General features: G+C 57.0%; 11 protein-coding genes. 2 read left to right on the top strand and 9 right to left on the bottom strand.

Going from position 1 to position 11,517, the window contains the following annotated elements; all coding sequences use genetic code 11:
• Positions 1-195: 195 nt before the first annotated feature.
• Together queD and B2J69_RS17665 are read left to right on the top strand one after the other, a co-directional pair.
• Positions 196-555, top strand: coding sequence for a 6-carboxytetrahydropterin synthase QueD (gene queD / locus B2J69_RS17670; RefSeq protein WP_081140942.1), 360 nt, complete (start codon positions 196-198; stop codon positions 553-555).
• A gap of 120 nt (positions 556-675) precedes the next feature.
• Complete coding sequence (locus B2J69_RS17665) at positions 676-1,272, top strand: inorganic diphosphatase (RefSeq protein WP_081140941.1); 597 nt, start codon at positions 676-678, stop codon at positions 1,270-1,272.
• 40 nt (positions 1,273-1,312) lie between these two features.
• On the opposite strand, the gene queE is transcribed toward B2J69_RS17665, so the two are convergent.
• The 9 genes from queE to rlmD form a co-directional block, all read right to left on the bottom strand.
• A complete protein-coding gene (queE, locus tag B2J69_RS17660; protein ID WP_081140998.1) occupies positions 1,313-1,984 on the bottom strand; it encodes a 7-carboxy-7-deazaguanine synthase QueE in 672 nt (223 codons plus the stop codon).
• 167 nt (positions 1,985-2,151) lie between these two features.
• Positions 2,152-2,604, bottom strand: coding sequence for a hypothetical protein (locus B2J69_RS17655; RefSeq protein WP_081140940.1), 453 nt, complete (start codon positions 2,602-2,604; stop codon positions 2,152-2,154).
• Positions 2,601-2,969 carry a tlde1 domain-containing protein gene (locus tag B2J69_RS17650; protein ID WP_081140939.1) on the bottom strand — a complete coding sequence of 123 codons (369 nt, stop codon included), beginning with the start codon at positions 2,967-2,969 and terminating at the stop codon, positions 2,601-2,603. The genes B2J69_RS17655 and B2J69_RS17650 overlap by 4 nt, the downstream gene beginning before the upstream one ends.
• Positions 2,970-2,980: 11 nt before the next feature.
• Positions 2,981-3,472 (bottom strand): type VI secretion system tube protein TssD, encoded by a 492-nt coding sequence (gene tssD / locus B2J69_RS17645; protein WP_081140938.1) that lies wholly within the window; start codon positions 3,470-3,472, stop codon positions 2,981-2,983.
• Between the two features lie 369 nt (positions 3,473-3,841).
• Positions 3,842-5,140 carry a phosphopyruvate hydratase gene (gene eno / locus B2J69_RS17640; RefSeq protein ID WP_033752120.1) on the bottom strand — a complete coding sequence of 433 codons (1,299 nt, stop codon included), beginning with the start codon at positions 5,138-5,140 and terminating at the stop codon, positions 3,842-3,844.
• A gap of 76 nt (positions 5,141-5,216) precedes the next feature.
• Positions 5,217-6,854: a glutamine hydrolyzing CTP synthase gene (pyrG, locus tag B2J69_RS17635; RefSeq protein ID WP_033752123.1), complete on the bottom strand. Its 1,638-nt coding sequence runs from the start codon at positions 6,852-6,854 to the stop codon at positions 5,217-5,219.
• Between the two features lie 229 nt (positions 6,855-7,083).
• Positions 7,084-7,872 carry a nucleoside triphosphate pyrophosphohydrolase gene (gene mazG, locus B2J69_RS17630; RefSeq protein WP_081140937.1) on the bottom strand — a complete coding sequence of 263 codons (789 nt, stop codon included), beginning with the start codon at positions 7,870-7,872 and terminating at the stop codon, positions 7,084-7,086.
• 62 nt (positions 7,873-7,934) lie between these two features.
• The gene (relA, locus tag B2J69_RS17625) at positions 7,935-10,166 is read right to left on the bottom strand and encodes a GTP diphosphokinase (protein WP_081140936.1); all 2,232 of its coding nucleotides are present in this window, start codon (positions 10,164-10,166) and stop codon (positions 7,935-7,937) included.
• 33 nt (positions 10,167-10,199) lie between these two features.
• Positions 10,200-11,513, bottom strand: a complete 1,314-nt coding sequence (gene rlmD, locus B2J69_RS17620; protein ID WP_081140935.1) for a 23S rRNA (uracil(1939)-C(5))-methyltransferase RlmD — start codon at positions 11,511-11,513, stop codon at positions 10,200-10,202.
• Between the last annotated feature and the right edge of the window lie 4 nt (positions 11,514-11,517).

Genomic DNA, 11,517 nt, shown 5'->3' with positions numbered 1-11,517 from the left:
ATTAATAACCAAAATGACTAAGTGGTTTTTTGGGTAGACCTAATCGCTAAAACTGGTATAGAAAAGGCTTATCCATCAGCTGGTTAAAACAGGCTACTGATTGCCATGCAGGGAAAATGCTGCTTTCTGGCGTGGCGGGTGCGAAAATTCCGCATTTCAGGTAGAATTCCCCGGTTTTTAAGCCTGAGAGCCATTATGTCTACCACACTGTTTAAAGAGTTCCAGTTCGAAGCCGCTCACCACTTGCCTAACGTCCCGGCAGGGCACAAATGCGGTCGCCTGCATGGCCATTCGTTTCTGGTGCGACTGGAAATTACCGGCGAAGTGGACGCGCATACCGGCTGGGTGATGGATTTCGCCGAACTGAAAGCGGCGTTCAGCCCGCTTTATGACCGCCTCGATCACCACTATCTCAATGAGATCCCGGGTCTGGAGAATCCCACCAGCGAAGTGCTGGCGAAATGGATTTGGGATGAGATGAAGCCGCTGCTGCCGGAGCTGAGCGCGGTGATGATCAAAGAAACCTGCACCGCAGGCTGCGTCTATAAAGGCTAACGCCCGTCTGGGCTGCGGTTGACGCAGCCCGCTCTACGCTTCTTTACGCCCGCGTCATCTCTCTGTCATCTGCCGCCTCTACGTTGTTCTCTCCTCTATTAAAGATCAAGAGAATCAACGATGAACCTGAAGCACCTTGCCGCCTTCGCACTCCTTTTCACCGCCTCTGCCGCCGTTCAGGCGCAAAATATTCTCGACTTTCCCCAGCCGGAAAACGTGCCGGATGCGTTTTACGCCGTCACCGAAATCCCGGCGGGCGGCATCATTAAATATGAAACCGACGCCAAAACCGGCTTTATCGTGGCGGATCGCTTTCAGTCGATGCCGGTGGCCTACCCGGCCAACTACGGCTCTCTGACGCAGTCGCTGGGCGGCGATAACGATCCGCTCGACGTCATTTTCTATACCCGCGCGCCGCTGCAGCCCGGCACGCTGATCAAACTGCGCGCCATCGGCGTGCTGAAGATGATCGACGGCGGCGAAGTGGACGATAAGATCGTCGCGGTGCCGACCAGCAAAATCGATCCCACTTATGACGATATCAAGAGCCTGAGCGATCTGCCGAAGATCGAGCAGGAGCGTTTGCAGGCGTTTTTCCGCGTCTATAAGCAACTGCCGGACGGCCGCAAAAAGGTCGAGCTGAAGGGATTTGAAGGCGCCGACGTGGCGAAAGACGAGATCAAGAAGGCGTTTGACGCCTATAAGGCGAAGCAGTAATACGGGCGGGCGGCGCGCTTCGCCGCCCTGCTCGCTGTGGTCAGGCGATATTAAGGTACTTGTGCGTCTGCATCGACAGACGCCAGTTGCGCGCGATGCAGGTATCGATGCAGAGTTTGGTCGCCGCGTCTTTGCGGCTGATGGGCTGCAGCGCGATAATGCGCGCTTTGTTGTCGCTCAGCGTCGCCAGCAGTTCGTCCAGCGCCTCGACGTCACGCTCGCGCGCCACCGGATGCTTGATCTCGTCCGCCCGCTGCAGCGCCTGCGCCAGCACATCATAGCCGCCGCGCATATTGACCTTCGGCGACACCGTCACCCAGGTGCGATCCGAGCAGTGCACTTCATGAGTGCCGCTGGTTTCAATCTGGCACTGAAAGCCGTGCGCTTCTAATGCAGTGGTCAGCGGGCGAAGATCGTAAATCGCCGGCTCGCCACCGGTGATCACCACGTGACGCGCCGTCCAGCCCTGACGCTGGATGGTCTCGATCAGCAGCGCCGCATCGGCGTTGCCCCAGGCCTCGCTCTCCACCGTTTTGATCAGAATATCGCCCAGCGCCGTTTCCCGATCGGCTCGTTTTTCCCAGGTATGTTTGGTATCGCACCAGCTACAACCTACCGGACATCCCTGTAAGCGGATAAAGATGGCCGGGACGCCGGTGTAAAATCCTTCACCCTGCAGCGTCTGGAACATTTCGTTAATCGGGTATTGCATTACGGACTCGCTAGAAAAAAACAGGGCGCTGATTATGGCAGATTTGCCGCGCAGCTCAACCACGCGATGTGCCTTTTCTATGCAGGAAAGCAGCCTCTGCTTTTCCCAGACTGCATGAGCCCCGCAGCGTACGAGGATGTCAGTTTTCCAAAACGCCCTCTCCAGCCTTACTTTTCCTGTTGGTTCACCTCTTCCCATACGGCTTCCAGATTCCAGAGGCACTCGGCCCCGCTCGGCTCGCTAAGCAAAGCGCGCCGTGCGGCAATGTAATAGTCTGCGGCTTCTCTGCCCGGCTGTACGACCTTCCGCACGCAGACAATATTCGTACCGCTCATTTCAGGATAAGAGCCTGCGTCCAGCCTGTGCAGAGTAGCTAAAACGCCCTCAGGATTCACCGGCAGAGCGGTAGCCAATGCTTCTTCAAGTTGATCGGCTTGTTTGCGATCGGCTTTTAGTGCGAGGCCAGGAACAGCGTCAAGCCAGGAACGATCGCCTGCCGCTATCTTTTGTATGACATATTGCCAGTCTGAAGGCGTTAATCGGTGCTTTACAACAGTATCAGGCGTGGGTTTCGCCAGTGCAAAGCCAGGGAGCATAAAGAGTATGGCTATCCACTTCATCGTATCACCTCCAGATAAGCTCCACGATCTTTGCTGACCAGCAAGCGCGTATGCGCATACATGATGATACAGCCTGAAGAGGCGAAGCCGGGAACGCCGTGGACTTTCTCGCCATGGATACGGAAAGTACGCATATCTCGCTTATAAGCGTTACCGCGAATATGAATTAGGGTGATAGTAAGCGGGCCTTTACTGGTTCCGGTGCTGCCTATTTTCCAGGTTCCGCGTGGAATCGGGCCCATGCCTCGAACCTGCTCGCGGTCTGGGTTATTTTTGTTAGTAAGCACGCCAGAATAGCCTTTTTCAATTAACTTACCATCGCGAAATAGCTCTCCGGTGCTTTGCTTGTATATCCATTTAGCCATAGGCAATCTCCTTATACGGTTTTACGCATTTTCCAGCTATCGGCATGCTGTATATTCCCATCAATATAGTCCCAGGAAATCTTCTCATAACGTAAACCAACATGTTCAATATGCCCATGATGCTCAAAATCCCCGTCTTTAGTATCAAACATAACGGGCACGATATGACATAGCTTTACGTTATCCAGTACAACCTTAAAGTATTCTTCTTCCATACCGTTATGATTGATGCGGTAATATTTGAATACCGCTTGTGCCAGAGTACGGCCGGTGGTTAATGCGCGGTACAAAAGCGGTGATGAGGAATCAATTTCTTTTTCGAAAGTATAGGCCTCATGCTGACGCGTTCCGGTTATGGCTCCGGTCATATCATTATCAGGTATGGAAATATCGTGTTGCATTCCCACCACCTCAATACTTCCTTCTCGGCCGTTAGCCTCTACGCTTCCTTTTAATAACTTGCCATCTTCCTCATAGAGCCAAAGATAAATGGGCATGGCCATATCTGACGTTCCTTTTTATTCATCGAAGAATCGAATCTACGTCAATTAAGATAGAAAATAATGATTTAGATCATTATGGAATGAAATATCACCTGTAGGGAAAGAAACTCATACTTAATAAAATAGCAAGCCAGGCATATAAATGAAAATTTCGCAGCAATTATTTAACCAGAAAACCATTAAGAGAATGCATGTTATAAAAAATATTTTATTAACCTGCCATTTCACCCTCTGGTTTAATGATACGGTTCCTGACACTATTTTATTAAAACTGTATTAATGCGTTAAAAAAGAGAATAAAAGCAAAAGCCCCGCCAGGGCGGGGCTTTCTCTCAGGCAATGCCGTCGGCTGACGGAATCAGCAGGCGATTACGCCTGGCCTTTCACTTCTTTCAGACCGTTGAACGGCGCTTTAGAACCCAGCGCTTCTTCAATACGGATCAGCTGGTTGTACTTGGCAACGCGGTCAGAGCGGCTCATAGAACCGGTTTTGATCTGGCCTGCTGCGGTACCGACCGCCAGGTCAGCGATGGTGGCGTCTTCGGTTTCACCTGAACGGTGTGAAATCACCGCGGTGTAGCCTGCGTCTTTAGCCATCTTGATCGCCGCCAGGGTTTCGGTCAGAGAACCGATCTGGTTGAATTTGATCAGGATAGAGTTAGCGATGCCTTTCTCGATGCCTTCTTTCAGGATTTTGGTGTTGGTCACGAACAGGTCGTCGCCCACCAGCTGGATTTTGTCGCCCAGCACTTTGGTCTGGTAGGCGAAGCCGTTCCAGTCTGACTCGTCCAGGCCATCTTCGATAGAGACGATCGGGTACTGTTTGGTCAGATCTTCCAGGAAGTGAGTGAACTCTTCAGAGGTAAAGGCTTTGTTGCCTTCGCCAGCCAGCACGTATTTGCCGTCTTTGTAGAATTCAGACGCCGCGCAGTCCATCGCCAGGGTGATGTCTTTGCCCAGCTCGTAGCCTGCTGCTTTTACCGCTTCCGCGATAACGGCCAGCGCTTCAGCGTTGGAGCCCAGGTTCGGCGCGTAGCCGCCTTCGTCGCCCACAGCGGTGTTCAGGCCTTTTGACTTCAGCACTTTCGCCAGGTGATGGAACACTTCAGAACCCATGCGGATCGCTTCTTTCACAGTGGAAGCGCCAACCGGCTGGATCATGAACTCCTGGATGTCGACGTTGTTGTCGGCGTGCTCACCGCCGTTGATGATGTTCATCATCGGCAGCGGCATAGAGAATTTACCCGGGGTGCCGTTCAGCTCAGCGATGTGCTCATACAGTGGCTGACCTTTAGAGGCCGCAGCCGCTTTCGCCGCCGCCAGAGAAACCGCCAGGATGGCGTTTGCGCCGAAGTTGGATTTGTTTTCAGTACCGTCCAGGTCGATCATGATCTTGTCGATGTTCGCCTGATCTTTCGCGTCTTTGCCTTTTACCGCATCCGCAATCGGACCGTTAACCGCAGCAACGGCTTTAGTCACGCCTTTGCCCAGGAAACGAGATTTGTCGCCGTCGCGCAGCTCCAGTGCTTCGCGAGAACCGGTAGAAGCGCCTGACGGTGCCGCTGCCAGACCGACAAAACCACCTTCCAGATGTACTTCCGCTTCTACAGTCGGGTTGCCGCGGGAGTCGATGATTTCGCGACCGATGACTTTAACGATTTTGGCCATTACGATTTTCCTCAGTACAAGTTAGTCAATCCTAAGACAAACAACGCGCGAAAAGTTCGCGCGCTGCTCGTGAAACTTACTTCGCTAAACGCTTCTGGTGATCCTGCGCGGCCTTAACAAAGCCGGCGAACAGCGGATGACCGTCGCGCGGTGTTGACGTGAACTCCGGGTGGAACTGGCAAGCCACAAACCAGGGGTGGTTCGGGATCTCGATGATCTCGACCAGCTGGTCGTCGCCAGAACGTCCGGCAATGCGCAGCCCTGCGGCTTCAATCGGCTTCAGCAGCAGATTGTTGACTTCGTAGCGGTGGCGATGGCGCTCGACGATGGTGTCGGAGCCGTAGAGCTGACGGACTTTGCTGTCCGGCGTCAGCTGGCACTGCTGGCTGCCGAGGCGCATGGTGCCGCCCAGGTCGCTGGTTTCCGTGCGCTGTTCCACGTTGCCGTTTTCATCACGCCATTCGGTGATTAACGCCACCACCGGGTATTTACAGTCTGGCACAAATTCCGTGGAGTTGGCGCCTTCCATCCCGGCGACGTTGCGCGCGAACTCCATCAGCGCCACCTGCATGCCGAGACAGATGCCCAGATAGGGCACGTTGTTTTCGCGCGCATACTGCGCGGTCATCAGCTTGCCTTCCACGCCGCGGTAGCCGAAGCCGCCGGGGATCAGGATTGCGTCGAGATCCTTCAGGATTTCAACGCCGCGCGTCTCGACATCCTGCGAGTCGATCAACTTGATATTGACCGTAACGCGGTTTTTCAGGCCGCCGTGCTTCAGCGCTTCGATCACCGATTTGTAGGCGTCCGGCAGTTCGACATATTTGCCGACCATGCCGATGGTCACTTCGCCGCCCGGGTTGGCTTCTTCGTAGATCACCTGCTCCCATTCGGACAGGTTTGCTTCCGGCGCATTGAGGTTGAAGCGCTTGCAGATATAGTCATCCAGACCCTGCGACTTCAGCAGGCCCGGGATTTTGTAGATGGAATCGACATCTTTCAGCGAGATAACCGCTTTTTCCGGCACGTTACAGAACAGCGCGATCTTGGCGCGCTCGTTCGCCGGCACGGCGCGGTCAGAACGGCAGATCAGCACGTCCGGCTGGATGCCGATAGAGAGCAGCTCTTTAACCGAGTGCTGGGTCGGCTTGGTTTTCACCTCGCCCGCCGCCGCCATATAGGGCACCAGCGTCAGGTGCATATACATGGTGTGCTCGCGGCCAACGTCAACCGCCATCTGGCGGATCGCCTCCAGGAACGGCAGCGACTCGATGTCACCCACGGTGCCGCCGATCTCCACCAGAACGACGTCGTGACCTTCGCCACCGGCGATGATGCGCTCTTTAATGGCGTTGGTGATGTGCGGAATAACCTGAATGGTCGCGCCGAGATAGTCGCCGCGACGCTCTTTGCGCAGCACTTCGGAGTAGATACGACCCGTGGTGAAGTTGTTGCGGCGCGTCATTTTAGTGCGAATGAAGCGCTCGTAGTGACCCAAATCCAAATCGGTTTCGGCCCCGTCGTCGGTGACGAACACTTCACCGTGCTGAGTAGGGCTCATGGTGCCCGGATCGACGTTGATGTAGGGATCCAGCTTCATGATGGTCACGTTCAGACCACGTGCTTCGAGAATGGCTGCGAGGGAGGCTGCGGCAATGCCTTTACCCAGAGAGGAAACGACCCCGCCGGTCACAAAAATATAATTCGTTGTCATGCTGAACCTGAGAGTTTAGGTTTAAAGACGGTGGAATAACCAGGACGGGAAAACAGTATACCGGAAACCCCTGCTAGCCACAATTGATGAATCACCGCCATCCTCCAACGCATTGCTGCGGGTAACATAGCGGATAGCGGCGCAACAAATGTTGATGCAGGTCACAACTTTTTTCTTGCGCTGAATCGAGTAAGCGTGACCGGCTATATTCTGCGCAACGCTGGAATAATCAGCGTTTTTCGCTGGCCTTCACCTGCTGCCAGGCGGCTTCCATCTGCTCCAGCGTCGCTTCGGGCATGGCAAGTCCCTGCGCGGCGATAATGGTTTCTACCGCGCGGAAGCGGCGCTCGAACTTATCGTTCGCCTTCTGCAGCGCGGTTTCCGCTTTGCTGCCGAGATGGCGCGACAGGTTGACAGTGGCGAACAGCAGATCGCCGATCTCCTCTTCCAGCTTGTGCGGATCCACCGTTGCCTGCTGCGCCTCATGCATCACCTCGTCAATCTCCTCGTGCACTTTATCCAGCACCGGGCCGATTGAGGTCCAGTCAAAGCCAACGTTATGGCAGCGCTTCTGGATCTTATGGGCGCGCATCAGCGCCGGCAGCGCTTTGGGAATGTCGTCGAGCGCCGAATGCTGCGCCTTTTCCGCTCGCTCCGCGCCTTTAATCGCCTCCCAGTTTTTCAGCACCTCGGCGCTGTTTTCAACGCTGGCGTCGCCGAAAATATGCGGATGGCGCCGCTCCAGCTTGTCGCTGATGGCGTCGCAGATATCGCTGAAGTCAAAACGCCCCTGCTCGCTGGCCATCTGCGCGTAAAACACCACCTGAAACAGCAGGTCGCCCAGCTCGCCGCGCAGGTCGTCGAAGTCTGCGCGCTGGATAGCGTCCAGCACTTCATAGGTCTCTTCCAGCGTATAGGGGGCGATAGAGGCGAAGGTTTGCTCGCGATCCCACGGGCAGCCGCGTTGCGGATCGCGCAGGGTTTGCATAATGCCCAGCAGGCGATCGAGTGCGCTCATAGTCAGTCCTTGTTCAATCGGGGAGAAAAAAGCGGGGATGAGCGCGCGCCCATCCCGCAAAATCAGTGAAGACGTCGGGCGTCGATGATATCAGGCACCTGGTTGAGCCGCGACAGCACGCGGCCCAGCACCTGCTGGTTGTAGATTTCAATATCCATATCGATGGTGGCCAGCTGCTTGCGGGTGTCGCTGCGGCTGGAGACGCCCAGCACGTTGACCTTCTCGTTGGCGAGAATCGTGGTGATATCGCGCAGCAGGCCGCTGCGATCGTTGGCGGTGACGCGCACCACCAGCGAGTAGCCGCTGGAGTAGCTTTCGCCCCATACCGCGTCGACGATGCGCTCCGGCGCGTGGGAGATCAGCTCCGCCAGCTGGTCGCAGTCGGCGCGGTGAATCGAGATGCCACGTCCCTGGGTGATAAAGCCGACGATATCGTCGCCCGGAATCGGCTGGCAGCAGCGCGCGATATGGTGCATCAGGTTACCGACCCCTTCCACCACCACGCGGCCGCTCTCTTTGCGCGACGGCGGCGAGTAGCTTTTCTGCGTCAGCTGGCGCAGCGCCTCGCGATCTTCCTCTTCCGCGCTCGGCTTGTTGAGCTTCGCCTGCAGGAAGTTCACCATCTGATTGAGGCGAATGTCGCCGCCGCCGATCGCCGCCAGCAGCTCGTCCAGCGAGGTGACGTTATAGCGCGGCAGCAGCAGCTTCTCCGCTTCGCGCAGGCTGATATCGAGCTGATTCAGCTCGCTGTCGAGGATCTGGCGGCCCGCGGCGATGTTTTTGTCGCGATCCTGCTTGCGGAACCAGTTGTGAATTTTGGCGCGCCCGCGGCTGGTGGTGATATAGCCGAGGTTCGGGTTCAGCCAGTCGCGGCTCGGGTTCGGCTGTTTCTGGGTGATCACCTCGACCTGATCGCCCATCTGCAGCTGATAGGTAAAGGGCACAATGCGGCCGCCGATCTTGGCGCCGATGCAGCGGTGGCCGATATCGCTGTGAATATGGTAGGCGAAGTCGAGCGGCGTCGAGCCGGCGGGCAGATCCACCACGTCCCCTTTTGGGGTAAAGACGTAGACGCGATCGTCGAACACCTGACTGCGCACCTCTTCCAGCATCTCGCCTGAGTCGGCCATCTCTTCCTGCCAGGCGATCAGCCTGCGCAGCCAGGCGATGCGCTCTTCGTGGCCGGAGGCGCCGCGCGCGCTGCCGGTGCTCGGCCCCTCTTTATATTTCCAGTGCGCGGCGACGCCCAGCTCGGCATCTTCGTGCATCTGCCGGGTGCGGATCTGGATCTCAACGGTTTTGCCTTTAGGCCCGAGCACCACGGTGTGAATCGACTGGTAGCCGTTCGGCTTAGGGTTGGCGACATAGTCGTCAAATTCCGCCGGCAGGTGGCGATAGAGGGTATGCACGATGCCAAGCGCGCCGTAGCAATCCTGCAGGCGCTCGGCGACGATGCGCACCGCGCGCACGTCGAACAGCTCGTCGAAGGCCAGCGACTTCTTCTGCATTTTGCGCCAGATGCTGTAGATATGTTTGGGCCGGCCATACACCTCGGCGCGCACGCCCTCTTTCACCATCTCTTTGCGCAGCGAATCGACAAAGTTCTCAATGTACTGCTCGCGGTCGATGCGGCGCTCATGCAGCAGGTTGGCGATGCGTTTGTATTCATCAGGATGCAGATAGCGGAAGCAGTAGTCCTCCAGCTCCCATTTCAGCTGACCGATGCCGAGACGGTTGGCGAGCGGCGCGTAGATGTTGGTGCTCTCTTTGGCCGCCAGCACGCGCTCATCTTCCGGCGCGTCTTTCATCTCGCGCAGGTTCATGATGCGCTCCGCCAGCTTGATCACCACGCAGCGGAAGTCTTCTACCATCGCCAGCAGCATGCGGCGCACGTTGTCCACCTGCTCGGAGGCCATCGAGTCGTTGTGGATCGCTTTCAGCTGGCGAATGGCGTCCATATCGCGCACGCCGTGCACCAGCGTGACGATGCCGTTGCCGAAGGTTTCGCTCAGCTCCTCTTCGCTTACCACTTCCGCATTCGCCAGCGGGAAAATCAGCGCGGCGCAGGAGCTTTCGATATCCATGCTGAGCATCGAGAGGATCTCCACCATCTCAATGCCGCGCCATAGCAGCAGCGACTGATCGGGATGATCCTGCGTCTGGGCTTCGCAGTAGCGCCAGGTCTCAGCGATGCGTTCACATGATTGCGGGTTGGCAATGCCAAGACTGGCGATCCACTGATCGAGAGCGAACTCCCCTGCCGTATTTAAATGCGCACTTCTGACCGCAACCATATCCTCTCCTGCCACAGCAGCATTAATTGCCGCTTATGTTTTGCTGAACAGCACCATGGATTCGAGATGACGGGTATGAGGGAACATATCCAGCATCGCGACCCTTTCCAGATGGTAGCCCGCCGACAGCAATGTCTGGCTGTCGCGAGCAAGCGTTGTGGGATTACACGAAACATAGACCACGCGCGTCGGCGCAAGTTTAACCACATGCGCCATCACGCCCGCCGCCCCGGCGCGCGCCGGATCGAGCAATACCTTGTTAAATCCCTGCGCCGCCCACGGCTGACGCGTAACGTCTTCCTCCAGGTTGTGCTGGAAGAAGCGGACATTTTTAAGATTATTCAGCTGCGCATTATACGCTGCCTGCCGCACTAATGCTGCAACACCCTCCACACCCACTGCATTTTGTACGAATTTTCCTACAGGGATCGTAAAGTTTCCCATGCCGCAAAAGAGATCGAGCACGCGATCGTCCGGCTGCAGATCGAGCCACGCCATCGCCTGCGCCACCATCTGCTGATTGACCGCGTCGTTGACCTGAATAAAGTCCTGCGGGCTAAAGGTCAGCCGCACCTCGCCCGAATGGTAAAACGGCTCGCTGCCGCGCACCTTTTCCAGCGCCTCGCCGCCGTCGAGAAACAGCATCAGGCTCCTCTCATGCGAAAAGCGTTCCAGTTTTTCACGATCCTCGGCGTGCAGCGCATCGAGATGACGCAGCACCATCAGCGGGCCGTTATCCGCCAGCACCAGCTCGATGTGCCCGAGCCGGCTGGCGCCCTTCAGCGCGCTGAGGCAGTCGCGCAGCGGCGGCAGCAACGCCTCAAGTTCGGGCGCCAGAATGGGGCATTCGCGGATTGCCACCAGATCGTTGCTCGCCTCCTGACGAAATCCCATCTGCAGCTCGCGCATTTTCGGCTGCCACTGCAGGCCGAGCCGCGCGCGGCGGCGGTAGCCCCACGTCGGCCCAGCGATAATCTCGTCCACCGCCACGGTGCGCTGCGCCGTCTGGCTCAGCATGCGCGACAGCGCCGCCGCCTTGCTGCGCTGCTGCAGCGGCTCGGCGGCGTGCTGCTGCTGACAGCCGCCGCAGCGGGTAAAATGCGGGCAGCGCGGCGTGACGCGCTCCGGACTGGTGCTGAGCAGCCGCGTCGCTTTGCCGCGCGCGTAGTGGCGCTTCTCCTCCACCAGCGTGACCTCCGCCCGTTCGCCAGGCAGCGCGCCGCTGATAAACAGGGTTTTGCCCTGATGCCGCGCCACACCCTGGCCAAAGGAATCGAGTTCATCGACGGTAACGGTGATGCGTTGCTTAGTCGTCACGCGCTGTTTTGCGGAGTAAAATTGCGCCATAGTG

It is taken from the genome of Pantoea latae (genome assembly GCF_002077695.1).
GTDB classification, from domain to species: Bacteria; Pseudomonadota; Gammaproteobacteria; order Enterobacterales; family Enterobacteriaceae; genus Pantoea; species Pantoea latae.
Note: the sequence above shows the minus strand (reverse complement) of the source record. Positions and strands in the feature narration are given on the sequence as shown.